Raw genomic sequence first — 22,695 nt, 5'->3', positions numbered from 1 at the left:
AGCTGCGAATTATATGAATTAAAGCTGACGCAGTTCTTGTTTGATTTCAGTCTTACCTTTTGTTTTTTCATCGATGTCTTTGATTTTCTTAGCAGGTGTACCTGCTACAACTGTGTAAGGCTCTACATCGTTCACAACGATCGCACCTGCAGCTACTACTGCACCTTTACCAATTGTCACGCCTTCTAGAACAACAGCGTTCGCACCGATGACAACGTCATCTTCTACCACAACTGGTTTAGCAGACGGCGGCTCAATAACACCTGCAAGAACAGATCCAGCACCGATATGACAGTTCTTACCTACCGTCGCACGGCCGCCAAGCACCACGTTCATGTCAATCATCGTACCTTCGCCGATTACAGAACCGATATTAATAGAAGCACCCATCATAATGACTGCATTATCACCGATTTCAACTTGGTCACGGATGATTGCCCCTGGCTCAATACGGGCTTTAATGTTTTTCAAATCTAACATCGGAATTGCAGAGTTGCGGCGGTCATTTTCCACGACAACATCTTCAATTTTGTCTTTGTTTGATGCTAGCACATCTTGAATTTCACTCCACTCACCGAAAACAACTCCAGTGTTTCCTGTGATGAATGTTTTTGCATGTTCACCAAACTCAATACCTTCTAAGTCACCTTTAATATAGACTTTGACAGGTGTTGATTTTGTACTATTTTGAATAAATGAAATAATTTCATTAGCGTCCATTTGTTTCATGTATGTATGTCCTCCTCTTAATTTATACTTCATTACTGTACCAAAGGAGTGTTTTAATGACAAGTGAAAGAGTCATCTCCTCAATGGAAAATAAAACAAGCGGGACCGATTATCCCGCTTCTTGCTGGTGAAGCTGAACAAATTGTTTACCAAAAGAAATTAATTCGTCTTCTTCCTCTCCTTCTGGATTCAGCTCAATTTTAACTGATGGGAGGACAATGTCACCGCCAAGCTCCTTCACTTTTTCTTCGATTAGGTCAACAGCTCCGCAAAAATGTTCGTAAGATGTATCGCCAGAACCGAATACTGCAAATGCTTTTCCCGTTAAATCAAGCTCTTCCATTTCTTCATATAAATCAATAAAATCATCCGGAAGATCGCCATCTCCCCATGTATACGCACCTAACATAATGTGCGAGTAATCATTAAGCAGCTCGGCATCAATATCCATCGCTTCATGCCGGTCCACGCTGGCTCCTGCTTCCGTTATACCTTTTTCAATTAAATCTGCCATCGCTTCTGTATTTCCAGACATCGTGGCATACACCAATAAAACCTTTTCTGTCACTTTTTCTTCCTCCTTATCAATGAATCAACGCTGGCTCCTCATACGGCCTGACAAACTTACTTTCATATAAACCCGCACAGAAAAAGTTTTCGTTTTGATTGGCTACACGAAAACCGTGCCCTTTGATCGTATCAAACCATTTGAGCTCTTTTTGCTCAATATCAAGCTGATACACTTTAGAAAATCCGTGTTCGTCTTGTGAAGTGGTCACATACACAATGCCGTTATCCTCTGATACATCCAAAAATGATTCTTCTCTAGCAAAGGCCTGTGATTGAATATCATGCAGAATATTTGTATGTAAATCTAAAATTTGAACAGATCCTTTTTTGCCTTTTTTTGAACCTAATGCACAAACAAGAAGATGTTCATGACAGAGCAGCATAGAAGCTGTCATTCGGTGCTCCTCTCTGTTTAAAAGAAAAATCTGTTCACTCTGCAAGTCATACACCCATATTCCTCCGTGAACCTCATGAATCTGTGTTCCAATATAAAGGTGGTCACCTGCAGCACATAAAGAACGAATGACCGGCGGATGATTCACATGAGCAAATGGCTTCATAATTTCCCAGGAAATTCCGAAATCATTTGACACATAGATACTATGTTTTCCATGCGCACATACAAACCCATCTTTACGTCCTGTAATAGACCAGACGACTGCGTTTGTTGGAAATGAAGATAACGCCCATGTATTGCCTTCATCTCCTGATCTAATCACTGTGCCATTTTCACCAACACCGAATAAATAAGGGCCAATATAGCTGATCGCATGAATTTTATGCTTGAGTTTAAACAGTTGCTGCCATCCGCTCTCCACACTATAGTGAAAAATACCTTCACGTTTTACAGCAACAAAGTATCCACCACTTTTAGATGCTGCAACGGCTGTTGCTCCTTTATGAAACATGATTTTCAACTCGTTTCTCAGACAAAGCGGCCCACGTTAAAAAGCTCACAGCAAATTCCTGACAGCACGCCACATCTTCATCTGTATCCGGTGCAAGCTCCATTTTTAATGTTTCAGGAAAAACAGATGCACCCGTTGATTTCAGCATGTCATGGAATGTATGGACAGCCTCGCAAAACTTTGGATAGCTGTAATCACCCGATCCAAAGACAGCTGCTTTTATGTGACTAAGTTCAAGAGTAGAGACCTCCTCATAAAAATCCTCTGCTTCATATGGCAAATCTCCATCACCCCAAGTATAAGAACCAATGAATACGTAATCGTATGAGGATAGGTCCTCTGCGTTCATATCATCAAATTCCATCATCTCTGTATCTATGCCTTTTCCTTCAAGTGTTTGCTTTAAGATCGCTGCCATATCTTCCGTATTTCCAGACATACTCGCAAATGCAATTAGTGCTTTCATCTATCGGTCACCTCATCTAAATGATAATCATTTTCAATTATTATATGTACACTTTAAATGATAATGATTTTCATTGTCAAATGATTTCATAAAAAAAAGTACCTCCCTATTCCAAGAAGGTACTTACACGGCATCATTTTCAAGCATTTCTTTAACCACACCAACAAATGCTTGTACCTGTTTTAACTGAAAAGACGCTTCATAGCCTAGCAGCCATGTGTCACGGCCGATTTGCTCTCCGTTCACATCAACAAGCGGTGTTTTATAAACACTTTTTTCGTGGTCATATAGAGTAACAGAAGGCAAAATGGCGTAACCGATGCCGTGGTAGGCCATTTGTTTACATGTTTCAATTTGGTCTACTAAAATCGTCTGCTTTGGAGATACTTTAAATTTTTGATGCCACCAGTGCTGGATTTCCTGATAATACGTGCTGTCGCTTTTAAATTGGATAAATGGCCGCTCAGTCTTGATTAATTCATCTACGTCCTTGATCACGGAATCGACTAAGTATAAATGATCTGTCATCAAGTATTCCTTTGTCCCCTTCCAATCAGGGTTTCCGCGAATGATTCCTATGTGCACATGGTCTTCATACAAGCTTTTGAGCATTTCACTGCTCCAGCCGGTAACGAGTGACACCTTGGCATTTGGATATTTTTCGACATACCGTTTTAACACCTTTGGCAGCCAGTGCTGTCCAATAATCGACGCCACCGCAAGCTTGAGTGTACCGTGAATGTCACCCTCAAGTTCATCAATTCGTTCTCTCACTCGATCCTGTTCAACCGTTACTTCTTTTGCAAATTGGATAATCTGTTCACCTGCTGAAGTCACGGTCAGCCCCTTTTGTGAACGAAAAAAGATTTTCGTTCCCCATTCCTTTTCGATCGTCTGCAATCTTTGAGATAATGCAGGCTGAGAGACAAAGAGCCGTTCCGAAGCCTTCCTCATATTCAATTCTTCACTTAGCACAACAAGCATATGTAACTCCTGAAGCTGCATGGGCGTCCCCTTTCTCTCTATAAGTTTTTCTTATTCCATATGCTCATTATATAAATTTTAACTTATGAAGGCAAAAAAAATAAGCTGGGCTGCAGCTCATTTTTTCGCGGAATGAATGACCTCATTTAAGCGCTTTAATACAACTCGTCGAGTAAAAATGCCTTCAAAGACTTGCTCCTCATTTACTACACAAACAAATCCATTATTCGTCACAGCGTGAACGCCTTTTATTACAGGATCTGTCGTTTTGAGTCTCGGAATATCTTTCAGCATAACCTCTTCGACCTTCAACTGGTCGAGCTTCTCAAATTCGATTCGTTCTAAACCGAAGATTTTATCCATAATCATATTCGTTCCAATTAACCCGTGTAAATGATAAGAAGCGTCTAATACCGGAATGGCTGTATATCCTGTTTTGGTTAGGACCAATAGGGCATGCTCAAGGTTATTGCCAATTTGAACATGTGCGACTTTATCTGCATCAATCATATGCTCGGCTACTGTGGACTCAAGCAATTGAGTCGGCTCTATCTCTATCATGTTTCTTCGACCCCTTTTCTCTCAATCATCAATCATACATTCCCCATTACGATTAAGCATAAACTAAAACGAATTTTGTCGAAAGATTTTTTCTGCATAAAAAAGATACTCAGCCCCCGAGTATCTAATAGAATGTTAAAGCAATATTAATTCTCAAACCTTACTCTGTCATACAATGTGATCAATTGCTTATACGTATTGTCGTCGACATTTTTTGTTCCACATTCTATATCATTGATCTCACTGCTTAGTAATTCGACAGCATATTCCTGATTCAGCAATACGTTTAATAATAGCTTTTTCTCTTCTTCATTAAAACGATTTTCGATGACGCTCATTCAACATCAGGCCCCCTGTTTCATATATGCTTTTATATTGATTAGCAGGCTTTTGAATGTCTGCTTCCTCTCTATACAGCTAGAATAAGGAACTAGAATCGAATCGTCAACCGCACGTTTCGACAAGGTTTGGAGAAAAATGACGGAATTTATTTTGTGTATCGATTGGCATAGCAAAATGCTGCATATGAGTCGGGTTTTATTTTTGCTTCAATTCCCATAGCTGTGATCATTCCGGTCATTTCCTGGATCAGCTCTTTCGTACTTCCTTTTTTGCCAATATCCAGATGGGCTTCAAAACGAAGGTCTGCCCCTTCCTCAGCAAACGGAAGAAGCAAATCCATCAGTTCTGTTAAAGGCCCCTCAAGGATGTCTGCACATACCTTTTGGCTAAACGCTGTCTCTAATGAAATTTTTTCTCTAAGACTTTGCACGGGTCTTTCAATCACTTGTTGTGTGAGGCAGCCCCAAGCTCCTTTGCCAATCCGGTGGAGATGAATTGCAGTCATAAATGTTGTGACATTTTGATTGACCTGAGAATCCGTACCAATTGATAACACATAGGCGGATCTAGGGTCTTTTCGAATAAAGTCTTTCATTCTCATGACGACATCAGAAAACGCTAAACGATCTTCAGAAAGATTGTAGAAAAAAGAATCACTCACAGAAAGGAACTCCTTTTTAATGGTCTCTTATCCGAAAAATGCGCTGATTGATCATCTTCCATTTGTACATATCATCTATGATGATCCATGTATGCTGCCGCAATAAACGAAGGAATCCTCAGAAAAAACATTTCATACGATTCAGCTTAGGATTGTAGAAGCTCAAAAATCTCAATCGAAATCATATCAATGTTGTCAAATGGGAAAGTGTTTGGCTTATCCCCTTGTTGAAAAACAGTCAATTCAAACGTTTGATTCTTTTCGAAATACTTAACACTACAGATTTTCTCACCGTTCACTTCGAAATAACGCTGTGCCGGCTCGTTTGCAGCTTCTGCTGTCTCTTGAAGACTTTGCAGCCTTGTAATGATACCCATTAATTGTGACATTCTAAAAAAAGACTCCTTTCAAAAAAACAACTCAAGATGAACCCGTATTGATTATACACAAGTCCTACAAAGCATCATACCATAAAGTGTTCTCAGATGATATTTTTCCTCTTGAATTCAAAAAAAGAAAAAGAATCTGTTTTTTTAGTTTGAGTCTTTTTTCTAATCTCATGCACCATGATTTTTATAAACCAGCAGATCTCATCAGTCGTTTCGCAATTTCATCAAAATCCTCTTTTGATATGCCTGGAGCAAACTCTTCCGGTAATTCTCTATAATCTGGCACAGGTGCACCTTGCGGGGTGCCTTCAATGACTGTGAGCGGCTTTCCATCAATCGGGTGGCTGCCTTTCCAAATTTTATTGATATCCTTGTAGTCCGTATCACTAAATGTATACAGCTTTGTATGAACATTCTGATCTTCAAATTTTCTCGCTGAATCAAAGTATTTGTTATCAAGATTTGGGATTGGCAGCATCTTCCCTACATCTACTCCTGTAGCGACTTCTAGTGCCTTTGCATATGCCACAATATGCACGCCGCCCCTGACAAGTAAATAACCGATCATCTCTCTTGCTGTAGGGTGGTCCGTCATTTCATATACACGCATTTTGTGCGTACGTGCTCCGCATTCAAGGAAGAAATTATGAAGGAGGTCAAGAATCAGGTTGCCGCTTGAGAACACATTCTCTCCTGTCCAAGGTTTTGCCATTGAATCAAACGGATAGCCTGTTTGGGCTGTTTGAATAAAATGCTGTGTATTTCGTTTATCGACAGCTGCCTTCATCGGCGTCGTATCTGGGTCCCCGCCATGGGTGGTTCCGGTAATCATGAGATTGATGGCTGTGGTCACAAGCTCAACATGACCGAATTCTTCAGCTGTAATACTGGATACGAGGTCATAAAACGGTTTGAGTTTTCGTTTCCCTCTAAAGTTAAAGGATTGAAACATGTAATTATTTAATGTGGACATTTCACCGAATTTTCCGCCGAGTAATTCTTGCACAGCAGCGGCACCATTTGCATCTGGGTGATCTGGTCTTGGCAAATCAATGAGCAGCCGCGTGTCACGTTTGATCATGATGTTTCCCTCCTACTGTCTAACTATCATCACTTAAGATGTATGGAGGGTTTGGGCTGTCCTATGCATGAAGGGAAAGATTGAAGCACAAAAAAAACTTGGCGGGGGTAGCGCCAAGTTTTTTGGATCTTGATCTGATAGAGGGGTTGGGGAACAGAGAGTAGCTTCTCTCTATAACTAAATGATAATGATTATCAGTTTCATTGTCAACCATTTTTTAATTTTCTTTTTTCTATCAAAAAAAGCAGCCTACGAGGCTGCTCAGATTGATGACAAAAGGCTAAAATTCCTTTTATTTACATTCCAGTGTATAGAAAACCTTTGAAGTCTAGGAAGGACGAGTACCGGAGCGAATTGTACATTCATGAGCACTGCCACGCAGGACTGACAAAGAATGCGAGGATTAGTCTTCACGCCGCGTCTTCAAATTAATCCATCTTGCTCATATAAATAGGCATATGGAAGGTCTATAAACAAATACATATCTCCCTCTAAAGGATAAGAAAACGTACGTATCCTCTCACCTGTTTCTAAATCACTATAAATATCGCTGAAAAATCCTTTTCCGCTAATTCTCATTTGAAGAATATTTGCTAGGAAATAAGGACGCCAGCTCCAGTTTTTTTCTATATACTCCGGCTGAAACAACCATTCTTCTTCTTTTTTGAACACATTTCCAGTGATTTGAAAGCCTTCTTCATTACACATATAAATCCGAAAGCTGCAATCTGTTAGTTCAAGTGCCAGTTTTTGAATGAGCTCATCATTTGTGCTGCACGATTTCTTTAAAGTCGTAACAGCTTGATGAATTCGTTTATAAAATGTTTCAGAATGTTCGTAGACAGCTTGCAGCTTCTTTTTCTCATGGGCAATAAATTGCTGGAATTCTTCTCTAAGCTGATCTTTTCGGTGGCTTCGATCGATTAATTCTCCTGCAGGCTCATGAAGATAGAACCCTTGAAAATATCTCCCGCCATTTCTCCAAGCATACTGAAGCTGGAAATTTGCTTCAATGTCCTCATAAATTAAAGCAGCTCCTATTTTTCTTGCAAGCAATGAAATGCTGTACAAGACATATTCATAGGAAGGAGATGGAGCCGATGCCTTTAATGCCTGTAAATCTATTTTTAATAAATCAGGTGAAAGCAAGGCAATCCGGTCCAGATTACTGCTTTCTTTTCCTATATTTGAGACGGCGATTTTAATCCCATATGTACGATAATACGTTAACGTATGGTATAGCTGTTCAATGTCGCCGCTAAACGTATGCTCTGCAAACTCAATAACAAACCGGTTAAGCTGAATGCCCCTTGCTTCATATTCCTTTAAGAGTTCTAAAAAGCTTTCCCCGTGATCCAGCATGAGGATATTGGCATCATGATTAATAAAAATGAGCAAATCGTCATCTGCTGTTGTGAAGAGATCAAGTGCTTGAGTCAGTACTTTGTGATCTACTTCCAATTTATATTCGTCAGGAATAGATGAATCCGTAAAGAAGGAGCCTAGGCTAACCGTTTCTGACTCAAGCTTCATTCTTCCTAGAATCTCATAGCCTATCACTTTTTGCTCTTCCGCACTGAATATTGCTTGATAGTGCGGGAAAACATCTTCAATATTCGTTAAAATATCCAATGGATCGACCATTTTCATCACCTGCTTCTCTCTTTGTGTGATTATACCACATCAAAAGCAGGTCTTACATCGTCAATCAAAATGGTGATTGGTTGAGCCATTGTCCCCCATCCATCGTAATACAATCTCCATTTATATAAGACGCATGCTCCGATAATAAAAAGCTCGCAAGCGCTGCAATTTCCTCAGGTGTGCCCAGTCTGCCAAGAGGAACGCTATCTAATGTTCTTTGCGCTGCTTCTTCTGATTCCCATAGTTTATCTGCTCCGCCTGTTCTCTCGATTGGGCCTGGTGCGATGGCATTGACGCGAATTCGATATTGCCTCCCCCATTCAACAGCAAGCGTTCGAGTCAGGGACAACACGCCGGCCTTTGCTGCCGCCGAATGCGCCACGCCTACACCAGCACCCCATGCATAGGTAGCCACCATGTTAAGGATACTTCCCCTTTTCTTTTGCCGAATCCAGTAATTGCCCACTGCATGGCTGCAAAAGAATGTACCATTTAACACAATATCAATCACAGCTTTCCAGCCGTTAGGAGACAGCTTTTCTGCTGGCACTAAAAAATTTCCTGCTGCGTTGTTAATGAGGGCATCGACATCACCAAATGTATCCACCGCAAACTTGACCATTTGGTCAGCATCCTCTGGGTTTCGCACATCCATTTGGAAGTAAGCGACTGCTCCGCCCTTCTGCTTCATTTCTTTTGCCGTCTTTTCCAGCGTCTCTTCCGTTCTACCAGTAATCACAACATTCCAGCCTTCAGCTGCCAAATGGGCAGCCATTGCCTTCCCCATACCGCTTGATCCCCCTGTCACAATCACTGTTTGCTTCGTCATTTGTTCTCCCCCTTTGTATGATTTGAATGACTATTCATTCATTATTGTCTATCATATCATGATTGACCCTCGGTGCACCATATGGGAGATTATCCAAATATGATGCTATACTTAATTTTATTTATAAAGGAGTCTTATATGAAGCAGCTTTCCCGCAGACAATTTTTAAAAGGAGCAGCTGGTGCGAGTATTCTCGGGTTTTTGGCTACAAGTTGTGGATATGGATATGCCAGGTACATTGAGCCGCGCATGATCGATACCGTGTCACTGACGATTCAAGATGCTCAGCTTCCAGCTTCATTTGACCAGTTTAAAATAGCTCAATTTAGTGACGTTCATTTGAGTGATACATTTCCTGCGAAGGACCTAGAAGCCATCGTTCAGAAAATCAATGCTGCATCTCCAGATCTCATTGTGTTCACAGGTGATCTCGTTGATTTTCAAGCATCCACCCAAGAGCATGAAAAAGCGAAGACTTATTTGAATAAGCTTCATGCTCCGTTCGGTAAACTAGCCATCTACGGAAATCATGACTACGGACCATTTGGCGTGGAGCTTTATGAGAAAACAATGGAGGCTTGTGGATTTACATTATGTAAAAATGATGTGTTTCTATTAGAAAAAGATCATGCACATATTCAGATTGCTGCACTGGATGATCTTATGATGAGCGTGCCTGATTACGATTTGATCAAACGGGAAGTATCATCTGATTTATTTACGTTGCTGCTCGTCCATGAGCCTGATGCAGCATTAGAGCTGAAAACAACACCTATTAACTTGCAGCTTTCCGGGCATACGCATGGCGGTCAAGTGCAGCTGCCTTTCTATGGACCGATTCTCACAGCACCTTACGGCCGTACATATGTAGAAGGTTTATACGAAAGCGATCAGCACCGCATCTATGTCAATCGTGGACTTGGGACAACACGTCTCCCGCTTCGGTTTTTAGCCAAGCCAGAGTTAACCTTTTTTACCTTTACATCTCGTGTATAAATAGAAGCCAAACCGCCCCCTCCTGCATATGTATAATCAAAGTTCTTTTTCATGACAAATGTTAGGAGAAACCTTACTGGGCCTGATTCCGTCCATATAGTATGTTAAGTGACGGCATCATGGCTTCTTTTATTTGAGTAAAAGGAGTGTACTTTGGTGCTGCTATACACGGTGAAAAGAGGAGAAACTCTTGCTTCTATAGCGCTTGATTTTCGAACAACAACAGATGCCTTAAAGGCTGCAAATCCGTCACTTCAAGCTCGCGAGCCTGAACAAAATGAGGTCATCATCATACCTGGTTTGCCAGATCCTAATACGATCCCTTACCGCATCTTTGTTTCGATTTCAACGAAACGTCTCGTTTTGTTTTCTGGATCACAGCTTATTCGTTCGTATCCGATTGCAACAGGGAAAATTTTAAATATGACACCGACAGGTTCTTATTATATTGTCAACAGACAGCCAAACCCAGGAGGTCCCTTTGGCGCTTATTGGCTGAGCCTCTCAAAAATTCATTACGGCATTCACGGTACGAATAACCCGTCTTCAATTGGTAAAGCTGTTTCTAGAGGATGCATTCGCATGTATAATCAGAATGTCATCGAGCTTGCTTCACTCGTTCCAAACGGAACACCTGTGACCATTAGCCAGTAGATGAAATCAATTGTACGAATGGTTAAAATTTTATATGATATAAAGTGGGATCTTCAGGTTAAGGAGCGTATTTATGGATATTTTTAAAAACAGAAATTTTGTTCGTCTCTTTTTTGCGGCACTTGCTTCGCAAATGGGGACAACAGTAGGCAATATGGCGTTTGCCTTTTATTTGCTCGACCATTTTAGTCATCAGCCCGCATACGCCACATTGGCTGAACTTATGTATTCTCTTCCTACCGTCTTTGTCTTTTTTATGGTCGGTGTGGTCGCAGACCGTTTTGATCGTAAAAAAGTCGCAGAGAACTGTGATTGGATACGAGCTGGGCTGACGATTGTATTATTCATCGTTATTTATTTTAATTCACTGCCACTTATTTTCTTGATCTTGTTTATTCGAAGTGCCATTACGAAGTTCTTCTATCCAGCTGAAGCTTCTCTCGTTCAGGCGATTTTAAATAAAGATCAATATGCAAAAGCCGCTGGCTTAAATCAAATGCTGTTTAGTTTATTTATGGTATTTGGCGTTGGACTTGGTGCCATTATGTATAAGACGATTGGACTTCACGGTGCCATTACAATTGATTTGGTCAGCTTTATTATTTCAGGCATCCTGATTCGTTCATGTAACATTCCAATTGAAGCGCGTCAGCCAAATGGACAAGCTGGCTGGAGAGGCATGACCATCAAAACGTCTCTGAAAGATTTTAAAGAAGGCATCCTGTATATTTTAAAAAATAAATTATTGGCTTCTTTAATTTTTGGCTTTTTTGTTTTCGGTCTAGTCAATGGTGCATTTGCCGTTCTTCCGATGTTTACAATGAAATATGGACTTTCACCAGACCATTTTGAACTGCATACATCCTTTTTTACCATTGCGATCGGTGCAGGCTTGCTCGTTGGAAGCTTAATGGGCTCTGTCCTCGCTAAAAAGGTAAAGATGCAATATCTCATGTCGATTCCAATTTTGGTCGCAGGTATTTTGATTTTTGTCCTTGGTTCTACCCATACCTTATGGTTGTTTTATGTCACGTCATTTGTCATTGGTACATGCATTGGCCCAGTCAACATTGTCATTGGCGGCTGGCTGCCTAGAATCGTCCATCCTCGACTGATGGGTCGTGTGTCAGGATGGGTTGACCCGCTCACTATGTTTGCTCAATCGATGACATTAGGTGTGATTGCGGTATTATTTCCAAAACTCATCACAAATGTTTCTTATATTTATTACGGAATGGGCTTTATTATTTTACTTGTCTTCCTTTTTTACTTCATTACACTGCCAAAGTTTAGCAGAGAAGCTGACGACTTAGACGTGCAGCGTGAACTAAAAGGGCAGGGAGTTCAATAAGTAAATAACAAAAAGGACTTTCTTTTTCAGGAAAGTCCTTTTTTCATGGATGAAACGTCCTTCATGCATTTCCTCTGTTGAGAGAATCTGCTTGAAGGCTTGCTTTATTGATCCATTTTTTCTTGTTTTTCACAATTAAATTCCTTTACATCTTTAAACGTTTTATAGTAGGATAGTCAGGTTGGAGGTGAAAGAAATGCTAAAAAGTTACTATTTTATTCATACTAAAAATGAACAGGGACAGTTTGTTGTACATACAGAAGATTGTGCATTTTTAGGCGATGCTGCAAGCCGTACGTTGATTGGCCTGCACATGAATGGTGAAAGCGCCATGGATGAAGCCAAACAAATGACGAATGAAACTGACTTTAATGGTTGTTTTTATTGCGCTTATTCTATTCATACAAAATAATTTATCCTGTATGCATCACATATACGCGCATATGGTGGACTGCATATATAAAAAAATATTATTTGAGAAACTACCCATTTTGATAAATAGGTAGTTATCACGAACTAATAGTTCACTTTGTTTATATTTCATACAGTCAATTCTTCTTATCATTCCTTCTATTGTTCATCACCCATCCCGCTCATTTTTTCGGCTGATACAATGCCAAGAATAAAATCATATAGACAATACAAGCTGTCCCTATCCATTGGAAAAGTCCGAATGGCTCTTTTAACCAGAAAACAGTCGTGACGACTGCTGCAAGGGGCTCAACACTTCCAATTAAGCTCGACTCTTTTGGTGATAAGTATTGCAAACTTTCTATGTAAAACCAAAAAGCGATCATCGTTCCAAATATGACCACAAACAATAAATAGACATACGCTTCAAAAGGTAAATGAGTGAGATTGACCTTCCATGGAGGATGGATCAAGCTAAGGGCGCCTCCTCCTATAAGCATCGCCCAGCCGACAACCACTAGAGAGTCGAATTGTTTTAACAGGCTGATCGGATATAACGTATAAAACGAGAGCGCCACAGCCGATAGTATTCCCCAAATCACTGCCACAAATGGAACGGTTAATGTTGAAATAGAACCATTCGTCAATAAGAAAAACATGCCCGCTAAAGCCAATACCACTGTAACCAAATCTCTTCTAGTGAAGGTTGATTGCCTGCGAATGACCAAATACACGATAATCATGACAGGGGCTGTATACTGCAGCAGCGTTGCCACAGCAGCATTTCCATGTTGAATGGATGCCATATAAGTATATTGAACAGCCAGCATACCCATTAGCCCAAATAGAAGGATTTGCATCGCTGTCCTCTTCTTTTGCCACACACCGAACAAATGTGTTTTTTCTTTTGTCATCACATGAACAAATAAAAGCAATCCCCCTGAAATGAGCAGTCGAACCGTCACAAGCCAATTGACATCAATCCCATATTGCTGAAACAATTTTTGTGAAATTGTTCCTCCTACTCCCCAGCAGATAGCGCCTATGAGTACAAGTAAAATTCCCTTTCTCCTATTCATTTTCATTCTCCTCAATTCTCAACAAATCATGATAATATAGTTGATAGTAGTTCACTTTGTTACATATTGATATATCAATTGAACATAAAAATAAAAGAATATTGAGGAGAATTATGCACAACCATCATTTTCTGATTGACTACAACCTGAAAGAATTGACGGAGCATTCTACGACAACATGGCCTATTGCTATTTATCATACAAAAATTCGTCATCATAGAAGCGGCTATATCCCTCTTCACTGGCATGACGAGTTTCAATTTGTCTTTATTTTAGAGGGTGAAGCTGAATTTCATATCAATGAAGAAACATTATGTTTAAAGCAAGGAGATGGCATTTTCATCAATAGTGGCTGCCTGCACATGGCAAAAGATGCGAATGGGACGGCATGTACTTATGTTTGTTTAAATGTCTCTCCCTATTTCATCACAGCGAATGAATTATTCACCACATTTGTCCATCCATATATGCGTGCGAGCCAGACACCTTATATTTTATTCAACCGAAAAGATCATTGGCCAAAGCAGATCTATCAATGCATTCAAATCATTCAACAATTAATTGATGAAACTCCGGTATATTATGAACTTGAACTCAATATTCAGCTTATCACCATTTGGAAATGCTTATTACAAAACGGCTTCCAAATGAAACATGATGCGCGTAAACACGATAAAAATGAACGGATGAAACTTATGCTGAATTGGATTCACCAGCATTATTATGAAAAGATCCTTCTCGAAGATATTGCTCGTGCAGGACAGTTAAGTCGCTCAGAATGCTGCAGATCCTTCAAAGACATTTTAAAGAAATCACCCATGCATTATGTAAATGAATATAGAATTCAGCAAAGCCTCGTCCTGCTCCAAGAAACGGATTTCAATATTACAGAAATCGCCTACCAAGTAGGCTTTAACAGCACAAGTTATTTTATCAATTTGTTTAAAAGAATAAAAAATACGACACCTTTAGCATATAGAAAATTAAAACAGCTGGATTCTCTCCAGATAAAATGGATAGAAGAAAAATAATGCAGAAGGCGTCTTAAATGGCTTTTGTAAATACAAACGATGAGAATGGCTACATTTCAATCGCCCTCGCCTAATGCAGACAAGGGCGTTTTTTATTGCTGTTTTTGTTCTTTTAGTTTCTTAAAAATCACAAATTGATATACTCCGAATAGTACGGTGAGGATCATAATTGCTGTAAATAATTGATCGGCTGGAAGCAAGAAATATACGACAACAAAAGATAAAAGCAACACAAGATAACCTATATTGAATGCTTTTTTGAATGTCATGATATTACCTCCTTTCATTAATAGCTTCTATACATACTATATAATCAACAGAAATAGAATCAGTTGAAGTTTTTTTGGGGGAGATTGGGGGATTCGAACACACAAAATTTTTAACCCTCCATAATCCCTTTATACCAAAGGTTTTCTTTTTACAATATCTCTATTTGCAATTTACTAATAAAAACGTATAATTTATACTAAGCACAGGAAGACGAAAGACAAAGGAGAGAAAAAATGGACGATTATGCTCATACTAAAGACATAGAACCTACAGCAGAAAACATCGCAAAAGCCATTTATACTGTTAACCGCCATGCTAAAACCGCACCAAACCCCAAGTTTCTTTATCTTTTGAAAAAACGCGCGCTGCAAAAACTATTGCAAGAAGGTAAAGGAAGAAAAGTGGGCCTACATTTCTCTAACAATCCCAAGTATAGTCAACAACAGTCCGACGTGCTGATTGAAATTGGAGATTATTATTTTCACCTGCCACCAACGAAAGAAGACTTCGAATTTTTGCCACACTTAGGAAATTTAAATCAATCATATCGCAATCCGAAAGCGAATATGTCATTAAACCGAGCAAAGCAAATACTTCAAACGTATGTCGGTTTAAAAGAAAAACCTGCCGCCACAAAACAAAAATCACATTACACAAAGCCCGTCTTCAAACGACTCGGGGAAAGTTATTTTTAAACAGAAAAAAACCACTCATACCGAGTGGTTTTTTGTTTAGATAATAAAATGATCGACTTTTTCAATCAGCTGATGAATTTCTGGTTTACTGATTTGATCATCTGCACCGATCGTTTCCCCTTTATGACGCAAATCTTCAGTGATTAATGAAGAGAAGATAAGAATCGGGATGGAATTTGTTAAAGGATTGTCCTTGAGCAATTTTGTTAGCCGGTGGCCATCCATTTTAGGCATTTCAATATCCGTAATAATCATATCAATTTCTTCTGTCACACTGATTCCTTTGCTGACAAGATCCATGACATGATCATATGCCTGTTTGCCATCTTCAAAGGTCACAATGTTTTTATAGCCTGCTTCGGTTAATTCATTTGTTAATAAACGCATGAGAAGCGGAGAATCTTCAACGACATACAGCTTCTTCCCTGTTCTTCTCTCGTCTTTCTCACCGTCAAACATATGATACGTATCAACACCTGAAGCGGATTCAATATCATAAATGATTTTTTCGTAATCTGGAAGGAAAATCATTTTTTCATCAAGCTTAATGATGCCAGTTAAATGACGGTCCATCCCTTGATTCAGTGCAGTCGGCTTCTCAATCTCTTCCCAGCTGACGCGGTGAATTTGTGATACTGTTCCTGTGTGGAACACAAATTTCCGTTGGTTGAATTCAGTCACAATATATTTCTCTTGTTCCGACTGATCTGACTCGACATTAAAAAAGGAAAATAGATTGATGACTGGTAAAATCTCGCCTCGTAAACTAATCATCCCTTCTACATCTTGGTGAGAGTGCGGTACAACCGTCACCTCAACCGGCTGAATGATTTCTCTTACTTTCATGACGTTAATGCCGAATTGATTTGCACCAATTTCAAACTTCACAATTTCCAATTCATTGGTACCAGAGTCAAGTAAAATTTCTTGTTTATTTAAAGCCACGGAAATCCCTCTATTCTTCAATATTAGATTGTACTTTTTATATCGGCAGCATAGGTAAAAAGTTGACGTTTCTTTACGCTTTCTCTCGAACGAATTGATGAATCACAAGTCCTATCGATGCAAGGATGAGCAAAGACCCTAGTGCAAGGCGGCTTGCGAGATTTCCGTGCTCTGCAAACAGCAGGGTAACTGAGCCATAAATAATGGGCCCAATAATGGAAGACACCTTTCCTGAGAAGGCAAAGAGGCCAAAAAACTGTCCTCGCTTTTCCTTCGGGGTTAGTTCAATAATCAAGATCCGTGATGCCCCCCAGCTTGCGCCAAGTGAAATCCCAAATAAACTGCCAGCTACCCAGAAGACCCATTCGGTTGTCGCTGTCACAGCTAGAATGAGCGCCACAATTAAAATGACATACACGACGGTAATCGAGCGTTTTGCCCCTATCGCTTTTGTGATATAACCAAACAGAAAGGAGCCAATGATACTTGAAATGGTCGACACAAGATAGAGTAAAATAAATTGCCCAGCTGTAAAGCCAATAATGATTTTGGCATAAACAGCCATCATCGCAATTGCTGTTTGTAAGGCATCATTCATAAAAAAGAAGGCGATCATAAAAATAAAAGCTGGCTTGTACCTTTTCATCTCTTTAAACGTGTGAACAATCTCTTTATACCCGCTGAAAAAAGATGCCTTTTTCTCTTGCTGAGGCAGCGGATGAGGATCTTTTACAAAAAAGAGAAAAGGTAGGAAAAAGAGAAGGAATAAAAGGGCTGTTGGGATAAATGCTTCATGAAACTGGTCATTGCCGACAAGTAAATAAACAGAGAGACCCACAAGTGTTCCTAAATAGCCAACGGCGATACCAAATCCAGAAATAAGCGGGATTTCATCCTTTGTCCCAAGATCGGGCAAAATGGTGTCATAGAAAACAAGACTAGAATGATAGAAAAACTTTGCGATCACAAACAAGGTAACCACGACCAATAAAGAAACAGGCAGCCCAAACCATTCACTTGAGAAATCAATCCCAGCAAAAATCCCCATCAACACCGTACAAGCAATACATATGAACGTAAACACCGTAATGTAGCGTTTCTTTTTTCCTGTACGATCAATCAGCACTCCGTATAAAGGTGTAAAAATGACGAGAAAAAAGCTGGCTAATGCGTTTGCATAAGAAATAAAGGTACTTGCGATCTGGTCCATTCTCGCACTGTCCCCGATCGTTTCCTGCAAGTAAAACGGGAAGAAAATGGTGATCATATTTGATGAAAAGATCGTATTTGCAAAATCATACAAAGCCCAGGCCAGCACAGGTGCTGTCAAAAACAGCCCGAAGCCTGCCCCTTTTTTCTGTGCGGTCTTTTTTCCTGTTCTCAATCGATTGTCTCCCTTCCCTGCCTCATTTTTCACTATCATTCTATTTTATGTGCTGTTTCCCTCTTCCATACAAGCGATCTATGAAAAAAAACACGGGACTGACCCTCGTTTTTGAGACAGGGATCAAAACACCTTTATACAGCCAATTGCCGAGAGTTGATCGGTGATTGGATTGGTGGTTTAGTTTCGTTTGAATACGAATGTTGTTACAATTCGTTGTACTTTTTTAAAACTTCATTCTGTTGACTCAGATAGCAATCTGCCTGTAGTCTCTCTAATTCGGAAGAGTACTCGGGGCCCTTTCCATAGGTATATTATTTTCCAACAGAATGTTCGAACCGGTGTGTATCCCCAGCCTTATGCCACTTCAACCGGATAACTGATTCTTGTCCCCATAGAAAAAACACCTCCACGTTTTATTTCGGATTACAACGATCCCTTTTCAAACTTGAAGGTGTTTTTTATTTATCTCACTTTATGGGGTCGGTCCCAGCTAGACCTGTTTCTTTTTATTTTATGTTGTTATCCTTAGAGTAAAAGCGCATTTGTATCATTTCAATTTAACAAAAAGACAGACCCAAAAAGGTGTACCAAATCGAATAAGACATTTCATCATGTAGCCTTTCTTGAAGCAACTGACACATTTGAATCTTGCTGGGTGACAAAAGAAGACCCACTAACGATTAATAAACTAGCACAAACGATTGAAAGCAGTAAGGCATTAAATTTCATACAAGAACTCTCCCCTTTCAACATCCCTTTTTATGTTAAATACTAGCATAATTTGCAATATAAAAAATCCATACTCGTTCCAATTTTGAAAATTTTCAGCATCTCGCAATCACTTTTGAATTTTCGACGGTATCTCGCCATCAAATTTTAGGCATCATTTAAAAGAACCTATATTGCGGACACCGCAACTGAAAAATAAATTTTCCATTATATTACCAATTAAAAAGAAATAAATGGTAGCATGGGAATATATCAAAGAAAGTGAGTGATTTTTATAAGTCCATGTCTCTTATGACTCTTTATGCAACCATTTTTTAGACTCTCTTATGATCCCCCAAAATAGGAACCTGTACAGAACTACAATCAAGAAAAAAGTATAAACAAACTCAAAGGGAGAGAATGGTTCATAATCAATTATGTATACATTAATAAACACTATTACCAAAGAAAACAATTCCATCAAAGAATCTATAAATCTGTTTTCTTTCAACACATCCCTTGTCTTTTTGAAATTAAATATGTCTTTAATTTCCCCACTGGAAAGTCCTTTGATCAAACCTAGACCAATAAAATACACCCCAAAAGAAATCTCATAGGACAAATTAAAAATATGTGTGATTACACAGTAAATCAAAGTGAATAAGAATAAATACATTTTATTACTCTCCTTAACCTCTAAGTATTCCACCCCAATAGAAGGAAATATCATGTATGCGTTACCCCAAAAACAAATAGGAGTGGTACGTATGTTTAAAAAATTTCTAGTAGTGTTATGTGTACTTACTATTACATTTGGTTTCTCTTCTCCAACGATTAGTTATGCTAGTCAAGGTAATAATGAGACCCATCCAGTCAGTATAGATAAAAAACAATTGGAATTAGCAGAGAAACTATCTAATTACTTCGAATTAGATAAGGATGGAAATATTCATTTTACAGCTGATAAAGAAACCCTTATGGAAATGGGAATTTCAGAACACGACAGTCTACTAATGACTTCAATGAAATCAGAAGAATTTAGCTTTGAAGAGAGTGAGAAAAAAGGTGACATGCAGACATTAGGTTTTGTAGGTTTACACCTCAAATTAGGACCGAAAGTTAGAAGCATGAATGCCATAGTAGCAGGTGGATTTGCAGCCGGATATATCGGTTGGTACACAAGTCGAATTGCTGCTGGACCATGGGGTACTGGAGCCGCTGCGGCTATTACTGCTGGAACTTCTGGTGCTGTTGCATGGGCAGTTAAAAACAAATATAAGAAAGTTGATGTAGGCGTAAATATTATGTTTGTTGATTTAGCATATACTGTAAAAATACCTTAAAAATTACTGTTAAGCAACAATAAATAAAAAAGCAGGCTCCAGTGGGGGACTGACCCCCGTTTTTGAGACAGGGATCAAAACACCTTTATAAAGCCAATTGCCGAGAGTTGATCGGTAATTGGTTGTTTAGTTATCCATATCGATACTTGTGCTCTCGCACAACATGCCGATTTGTTCCTCTACTTGTTTTTTAGAATGATTTTGTCAGATTTTTTTCCATCTATAGTACGAAGCGCATGAGTTGTCTAAATGGACACAAATGTCCTGTACTGTCATCATTTTGCACAATTTTTCTACTAGTTTGATTGACGTTTCCTTATCAACTTCCTTTCCAATTCATTGTACTTTTTTAAAACTTCATTCTGTTGACTCAGATAGCGATTTTCTGCCTGCAGTCGCTCTAATTCGGAAGAGTACTCGGGATCCTTTCCATAAGTATATTGTTTTCCAACAGGATGTTCGAACCGGTGTGTATCCCCAGCCTTATGCCACTTCAACCGGATAACTGATTCTTGTCCCCATAGAAAAAACACCTCCATGTTTTATTTCGGATTACAACGATCCGTTTTCAAACTTGAAGGTGTTTTTTATTTGTCTCACTTTATGGGGTCAGTCCCCATATAGCAGAGGTGCTTTTTTTCATTATCTCTTCACAACAATTGTACTTGCAATCAAATCGTGAAGTGCTTGTTTTTTCTCTGTGAAAAAAGCAATGATATATCCAATATATAAGATCGGAGACAAAAAGCCTTTTGCAAAGAAGCGGCCAGTTGCACGCCCGAATGTGACCTTTTCGCCTGTGACTTTTGTTACTTTGATGCCAAGAGCCATCTTCCCGAGCGTTCCTTGTAATTTTGATGATTCCATGATGGCGTAATAAAGCCATGTGACCACGGTCCCCATCAAGACTGCCCCTATATAGAAAATGATCAGTCCCATAATAGCTTCCCATTCCTCATCCGTTATGACGGTTGAAGAATAGTAATAACTGTCGTCATCCATCATCAGAGCTGCACCTGGGCTTGAGACAAAAAAGACTGACGCCAAAATAAACATGATAAAAGCAATTGGTACTCCGATAATGATACCGTCCAAAAGATGTGCAAGAAAACGATAACCTACGCCTGCTAGCTCAGGATGCTTCTTTTCTTGAATGTGTGGTTCTGTTATGTTGGTTTCCATCCTATTTCTCCTTTATTATGTATGTTTTCTATAAATTTCTTATAATCATTCGTTATTATATCCTATGAATATAGCAAGATCAATGCAGCTTTACACTTTTACATACATTTTAGATCAGTTTGATCTAATCGATTTATGTGAATAAATACTGAAAATTTGTGAAAATCATGGCACTTCTAGTTCTTTTACCTCCTGATTTTTTAACATTTTGTGATATTTTCGTCTTGTTTCCATTCTTCTGTTGACAATGATTCTTCAAATGGTACAATAGTCAAGGATTTTTTAAAGAAAGGTGTTCATGATGGGAACTGTCGTATTATTAAAGAACAACGAAATGACTGTAATTGAAGATATTTGCGAAGCTGATTATTTAGATATGAAGCATGGTTTGTCAAACGATGACACAGCTTATATCTCTTGGTACGAAGACTATGATACTGCTTATGGATATTGATTTCATTTCATAGATGAAGCGTAAAAAAAGGCGATACAACCTGAGAATAGGTTGATCGCCTTTTTTACGTTTGTGAGCTTCTTTCACTTTCAGGTTCCACATGAATAAAGATTTGCGCATGCGGAAATTCGAGCTGAATCTTCTCTTCAATTCGATCACATAATTGGTGAACATCTTCAATGGTTGTCTTTCCATCTACAATCAAATGGAAATCAATATATTCCTCTGCACCAGACCGCCTTGTTCGAAAGTCATGATATTCAATAAATTCTTGACTGAATCCTTGAATGATCGCTTCAATTGATTGTTCTTCCTCTGGTGTTAAACGAGCATCAACAAGCGGCGGGAAGGCTTCCTTCATGAGTTTAAACGCTTCACGCATAATAAAGAGGGCCAGAATCATTCCAATGATCGGATCTAGGAAATACCAGTCGGTTAATGCCACAAGCAATAAACTGAATGCCACCCCTAGTGACGTATACACATCCGTTAAAAGGTGCAATGCATTTGATTTCATGGCGACTGAATGTACTCGCTCAGCCTCTTTGTTCACAATCCTCGATACAACAAAATTGATGAGCGCGCCTAGCAGCATGACCACAATGCCAAGCACGGGTAGCTTAACTGGCTCTGGATGCATTAATTTGTGAACACATTCGTATATAATCCAAATGCCAGCAACGAATATCAGCAGGGTCTCAATCGTTCCAGAAATATTTTCGACTTTTCCATGTCCATAAGGATGTTTAGAATCTGCTGGCTTTCTTGAAATACGAACAGAAATAAATGCAATAAACGATGCCATTAAATCGAGAAACGAATGAATGGCTTCTGATAAAACCGCGACAGATCCGGTTAATAGACCCACAATGATTTTTAAGATGACAACAAATGTGTTGCTCAGCACGGATAGAAACGCGATTTTCGATGTCTTCGCTGATTGTTCCATCTATCGTCCTCCTTTAGGAGATCGTATGTCTATGAAAGCAATTCCCATGACCCTGATTCTCACGTTCTTTCAGTTT

At 39.2% G+C, this 22,695-nt stretch carries 26 protein-coding genes and 1 pseudogene; 8 read left to right on the top strand and 19 right to left on the bottom strand.

Annotation, left to right across the window (positions count from 1 at the left end; all coding sequences use genetic code 11):
* Positions 1-18: 18 nt before the first annotated feature.
* From dapD to fadH, 12 genes are all read right to left on the bottom strand, one after another.
* Entirely contained in the window at positions 19-729 is a 711-nt protein-coding gene (gene dapD, locus MHI46_RS06925; protein ID WP_060699234.1) for a 2,3,4,5-tetrahydropyridine-2,6-dicarboxylate N-acetyltransferase, read from the bottom strand.
* Between the two features lie 109 nt (positions 730-838).
* Positions 839-1,264 (bottom strand): flavodoxin, encoded by a 426-nt coding sequence (locus MHI46_RS06920; protein WP_047203713.1) that lies wholly within the window; start codon positions 1,262-1,264, stop codon positions 839-841.
* Between the two features lie 49 nt (positions 1,265-1,313).
* Entirely contained in the window at positions 1,314-2,207 is an 894-nt protein-coding gene (locus tag MHI46_RS06915) for a hypothetical protein (protein WP_034281596.1), read from the bottom strand.
* Positions 2,197-2,673: a flavodoxin gene (locus MHI46_RS06910; protein ID WP_144490624.1), complete on the bottom strand. Its 477-nt coding sequence runs from the start codon at positions 2,671-2,673 to the stop codon at positions 2,197-2,199. The genes MHI46_RS06915 and MHI46_RS06910 overlap by 11 nt, the downstream gene beginning before the upstream one ends.
* A gap of 123 nt (positions 2,674-2,796) precedes the next feature.
* Positions 2,797-3,678, bottom strand: coding sequence for a LysR family transcriptional regulator (locus MHI46_RS06905; protein ID WP_024424721.1), 882 nt, complete (start codon positions 3,676-3,678; stop codon positions 2,797-2,799).
* A 96-nt stretch (positions 3,679-3,774) separates the two neighbouring features.
* Positions 3,775-4,218, bottom strand: a complete 444-nt coding sequence (gene cbpB, locus MHI46_RS06900) for a cyclic-di-AMP-binding protein CbpB (RefSeq protein WP_039178150.1) — start codon at positions 4,216-4,218, stop codon at positions 3,775-3,777.
* 146 nt (positions 4,219-4,364) lie between these two features.
* A complete protein-coding gene (gene abbA / locus MHI46_RS06895; protein ID WP_003210802.1) occupies positions 4,365-4,556 on the bottom strand; it encodes an antirepressor AbbA in 192 nt (63 codons plus the stop codon).
* A 149-nt stretch (positions 4,557-4,705) separates the two neighbouring features.
* The gene (locus MHI46_RS06890; protein WP_039178147.1) at positions 4,706-5,221 is read right to left on the bottom strand and encodes a ribonuclease H-like YkuK family protein; all 516 of its coding nucleotides are present in this window, start codon (positions 5,219-5,221) and stop codon (positions 4,706-4,708) included.
* A gap of 146 nt (positions 5,222-5,367) precedes the next feature.
* On the bottom strand, positions 5,368-5,610 hold the full coding sequence (locus MHI46_RS06885; RefSeq protein WP_003212254.1) for a DUF1797 family protein: 243 nt from the start codon (positions 5,608-5,610) through the stop codon (positions 5,368-5,370).
* Positions 5,611-5,794: 184 nt separating this feature from the next.
* Positions 5,795-6,691: a manganese catalase family protein gene (locus MHI46_RS06880; protein WP_024424718.1), complete on the bottom strand. Its 897-nt coding sequence runs from the start codon at positions 6,689-6,691 to the stop codon at positions 5,795-5,797.
* Between the two features lie 423 nt (positions 6,692-7,114).
* Positions 7,115-8,335 (bottom strand): EAL-associated domain-containing protein, encoded by a 1,221-nt coding sequence (locus tag MHI46_RS06875; protein ID WP_024426863.1) that lies wholly within the window; start codon positions 8,333-8,335, stop codon positions 7,115-7,117.
* Positions 8,336-8,399: 64 nt separating this feature from the next.
* A complete protein-coding gene (gene fadH, locus MHI46_RS06870; RefSeq protein ID WP_039178144.1) occupies positions 8,400-9,164 on the bottom strand; it encodes a 2,4-dienoyl-CoA reductase in 765 nt (254 codons plus the stop codon).
* 138 nt (positions 9,165-9,302) lie between these two features.
* Here fadH and MHI46_RS06865 point away from each other — a divergent pair, with 138 nt between their 5' ends.
* The 4 genes from MHI46_RS06865 to MHI46_RS06850 all read left to right on the top strand — a co-directional run bounded on the left by MHI46_RS06865 (position 9,303) and on the right by MHI46_RS06850 (position 12,577).
* The gene (locus MHI46_RS06865; protein WP_059376973.1) at positions 9,303-10,160 is read left to right on the top strand and encodes a metallophosphoesterase; all 858 of its coding nucleotides are present in this window, start codon (positions 9,303-9,305) and stop codon (positions 10,158-10,160) included.
* 156 nt (positions 10,161-10,316) lie between these two features.
* Positions 10,317-10,814: a L,D-transpeptidase family protein gene (locus tag MHI46_RS06860; RefSeq protein ID WP_260775890.1), complete on the top strand. Its 498-nt coding sequence runs from the start codon at positions 10,317-10,319 to the stop codon at positions 10,812-10,814.
* Positions 10,815-10,887: 73 nt separating this feature from the next.
* Complete coding sequence (locus tag MHI46_RS06855; RefSeq protein WP_260775889.1) at positions 10,888-12,165, top strand: MFS transporter; 1,278 nt, start codon at positions 10,888-10,890, stop codon at positions 12,163-12,165.
* A 196-nt stretch (positions 12,166-12,361) separates the two neighbouring features.
* Positions 12,362-12,577 (top strand): hypothetical protein, encoded by a 216-nt coding sequence (locus tag MHI46_RS06850; RefSeq protein WP_039178134.1) that lies wholly within the window; start codon positions 12,362-12,364, stop codon positions 12,575-12,577.
* Positions 12,578-12,758: 181 nt separating this feature from the next.
* Here the strand turns inward: MHI46_RS06850 and MHI46_RS06845 are convergent, their stop codons facing one another.
* Positions 12,759-13,655 (bottom strand): EamA family transporter, encoded by an 897-nt coding sequence (locus tag MHI46_RS06845; protein WP_064498385.1) that lies wholly within the window; start codon positions 13,653-13,655, stop codon positions 12,759-12,761.
* 113 nt (positions 13,656-13,768) lie between these two features.
* On the opposite strand from MHI46_RS06845, the gene MHI46_RS06840 reads away from it, so the two are divergent.
* Positions 13,769-14,686: an AraC family transcriptional regulator gene (locus tag MHI46_RS06840; protein ID WP_064498384.1), complete on the top strand. Its 918-nt coding sequence runs from the start codon at positions 13,769-13,771 to the stop codon at positions 14,684-14,686.
* A 92-nt stretch (positions 14,687-14,778) separates the two neighbouring features.
* Here MHI46_RS06840 and MHI46_RS06835 read toward each other — a convergent pair whose 3' ends face one another.
* Positions 14,779-14,955 carry a hypothetical protein gene (locus MHI46_RS06835; protein ID WP_180272404.1) on the bottom strand — a complete coding sequence of 59 codons (177 nt, stop codon included), beginning with the start codon at positions 14,953-14,955 and terminating at the stop codon, positions 14,779-14,781.
* Positions 14,956-15,189: 234 nt separating this feature from the next.
* On the opposite strand from MHI46_RS06835, the gene MHI46_RS06830 reads away from it, so the two are divergent.
* Positions 15,190-15,651: a YkyB family protein gene (locus MHI46_RS06830; RefSeq protein ID WP_008356877.1), complete on the top strand. Its 462-nt coding sequence runs from the start codon at positions 15,190-15,192 to the stop codon at positions 15,649-15,651.
* A 36-nt stretch (positions 15,652-15,687) separates the two neighbouring features.
* Here the strand turns inward: MHI46_RS06830 and MHI46_RS06825 are convergent, their stop codons facing one another.
* Positions 15,688-16,596 carry a chemotaxis protein gene (locus tag MHI46_RS06825; RefSeq protein ID WP_024424709.1) on the bottom strand — a complete coding sequence of 303 codons (909 nt, stop codon included), beginning with the start codon at positions 16,594-16,596 and terminating at the stop codon, positions 15,688-15,690.
* Positions 16,597-16,669: 73 nt separating this feature from the next.
* Entirely contained in the window at positions 16,670-17,980 is a 1,311-nt protein-coding gene (locus tag MHI46_RS06820) for an MFS transporter (RefSeq protein ID WP_342503188.1), read from the bottom strand.
* A gap of 1,478 nt (positions 17,981-19,458) precedes the next feature.
* Here MHI46_RS06820 and MHI46_RS06815 point away from each other — a divergent pair.
* Positions 19,459-20,034 carry a hypothetical protein gene (locus MHI46_RS06815; protein WP_342503187.1) on the top strand — a complete coding sequence of 192 codons (576 nt, stop codon included), beginning with the start codon at positions 19,459-19,461 and terminating at the stop codon, positions 20,032-20,034.
* Positions 20,035-20,167: 133 nt separating this feature from the next.
* Here the strand turns inward: MHI46_RS06815 and MHI46_RS06810 are convergent.
* Together MHI46_RS06810 and MHI46_RS06805 are read right to left on the bottom strand one after the other, a co-directional pair.
* Positions 20,168-20,525 (bottom strand): annotated as a pseudogene (locus MHI46_RS06810) (IS3 family transposase); the annotation flags it as partial.
* A 151-nt stretch (positions 20,526-20,676) separates the two neighbouring features.
* Positions 20,677-21,216: an RDD family protein gene (locus MHI46_RS06805; protein ID WP_212042820.1), complete on the bottom strand. Its 540-nt coding sequence runs from the start codon at positions 21,214-21,216 to the stop codon at positions 20,677-20,679.
* 298 nt (positions 21,217-21,514) lie between these two features.
* Between MHI46_RS06805 and MHI46_RS06800 the strand changes: the two genes are divergently transcribed.
* Positions 21,515-21,670: a hypothetical protein gene (locus tag MHI46_RS06800; protein WP_260775888.1), complete on the top strand. Its 156-nt coding sequence runs from the start codon at positions 21,515-21,517 to the stop codon at positions 21,668-21,670.
* Between the two features lie 64 nt (positions 21,671-21,734).
* Here MHI46_RS06800 and MHI46_RS06795 read toward each other — a convergent pair whose 3' ends face one another.
* Positions 21,735-22,619, bottom strand: a complete 885-nt coding sequence (locus tag MHI46_RS06795) for a cation diffusion facilitator family transporter (protein ID WP_039178125.1) — start codon at positions 22,617-22,619, stop codon at positions 21,735-21,737.
* Positions 22,620-22,695: the final 76 nt, after the last annotated feature.

Origin of the sequence: Bacillus sp. FSL K6-1000 (genome assembly GCF_038630785.1) — a bacterium.
GTDB classification, from domain to species: domain Bacteria; phylum Bacillota; class Bacilli; order Bacillales; family Bacillaceae; genus Bacillus; species Bacillus safensis.
The sequence above is the reverse complement of the archived record's forward strand: the minus strand, read 5'-3'. Positions and strand labels throughout refer to the sequence as shown.

Bases quoted from the DNA above. Each gene is read 5' to 3' on its own strand.
- MHI46_RS06800 (WP_260775888.1), top strand. From the start codon at position 21,515: ATGATGGGAACTGTCGTATTATTAAAGAACAACGAAATGACTGTAATT.
- MHI46_RS06850 (WP_039178134.1), top strand. From the start codon at position 12,362: ATGCTAAAAAGTTACTATTTTATTCATACTAAAAATGAACAGGGACAG.
- MHI46_RS06910 (WP_144490624.1), bottom strand. From the start codon at position 2,673: ATGAAAGCACTAATTGCATTTGCGAGTATGTCTGGAAATACGGAAGAT.
- MHI46_RS06840 (WP_064498384.1), top strand. From the start codon at position 13,769: ATGCACAACCATCATTTTCTGATTGACTACAACCTGAAAGAATTGACG.
- MHI46_RS06915 (WP_034281596.1), bottom strand. From the start codon at position 2,207: ATGTTTCATAAAGGAGCAACAGCCGTTGCAGCATCTAAAAGTGGTGGA.
- MHI46_RS06905 (WP_024424721.1), bottom strand. From the start codon at position 3,678: ATGCAGCTTCAGGAGTTACATATGCTTGTTGTGCTAAGTGAAGAATTG.
- MHI46_RS06815 (WP_342503187.1), top strand. From the start codon at position 19,459: ATGTTTAAAAAATTTCTAGTAGTGTTATGTGTACTTACTATTACATTT.
- cbpB (WP_039178150.1), bottom strand. From the start codon at position 4,218: ATGATAGAGATAGAGCCGACTCAATTGCTTGAGTCCACAGTAGCCGAG.
- dapD (WP_060699234.1), bottom strand. From the start codon at position 729: ATGAAACAAATGGACGCTAATGAAATTATTTCATTTATTCAAAATAGT.
- MHI46_RS06830 (WP_008356877.1), top strand. From the start codon at position 15,190: ATGGACGATTATGCTCATACTAAAGACATAGAACCTACAGCAGAAAAC.
- MHI46_RS06880 (WP_024424718.1), bottom strand. From the start codon at position 6,691: ATGATCAAACGTGACACGCGGCTGCTCATTGATTTGCCAAGACCAGAT.
- MHI46_RS06920 (WP_047203713.1), bottom strand. From the start codon at position 1,264: ATGTCTGGAAATACAGAAGCGATGGCAGATTTAATTGAAAAAGGTATA.
- MHI46_RS06885 (WP_003212254.1), bottom strand. From the start codon at position 5,610: ATGTCACAATTAATGGGTATCATTACAAGGCTGCAAAGTCTTCAAGAG.
- fadH (WP_039178144.1), bottom strand. From the start codon at position 9,164: ATGACGAAGCAAACAGTGATTGTGACAGGGGGATCAAGCGGTATGGGG.
- MHI46_RS06795 (WP_039178125.1), bottom strand. From the start codon at position 22,619: ATGGAACAATCAGCGAAGACATCGAAAATCGCGTTTCTATCCGTGCTG.
- abbA (WP_003210802.1), bottom strand. From the start codon at position 4,556: ATGAGCGTCATCGAAAATCGTTTTAATGAAGAAGAGAAAAAGCTATTA.
- MHI46_RS06835 (WP_180272404.1), bottom strand. From the start codon at position 14,955: ATGACATTCAAAAAAGCATTCAATATAGGTTATCTTGTGTTGCTTTTA.
- MHI46_RS06865 (WP_059376973.1), top strand. From the start codon at position 9,303: ATGAAGCAGCTTTCCCGCAGACAATTTTTAAAAGGAGCAGCTGGTGCG.
- MHI46_RS06805 (WP_212042820.1), bottom strand. From the start codon at position 21,216: ATGGAAACCAACATAACAGAACCACACATTCAAGAAAAGAAGCATCCT.
- MHI46_RS06875 (WP_024426863.1), bottom strand. From the start codon at position 8,335: ATGGTCGATCCATTGGATATTTTAACGAATATTGAAGATGTTTTCCCG.
- MHI46_RS06845 (WP_064498385.1), bottom strand. From the start codon at position 13,655: ATGAATAGGAGAAAGGGAATTTTACTTGTACTCATAGGCGCTATCTGC.
- MHI46_RS06855 (WP_260775889.1), top strand. From the start codon at position 10,888: ATGGATATTTTTAAAAACAGAAATTTTGTTCGTCTCTTTTTTGCGGCA.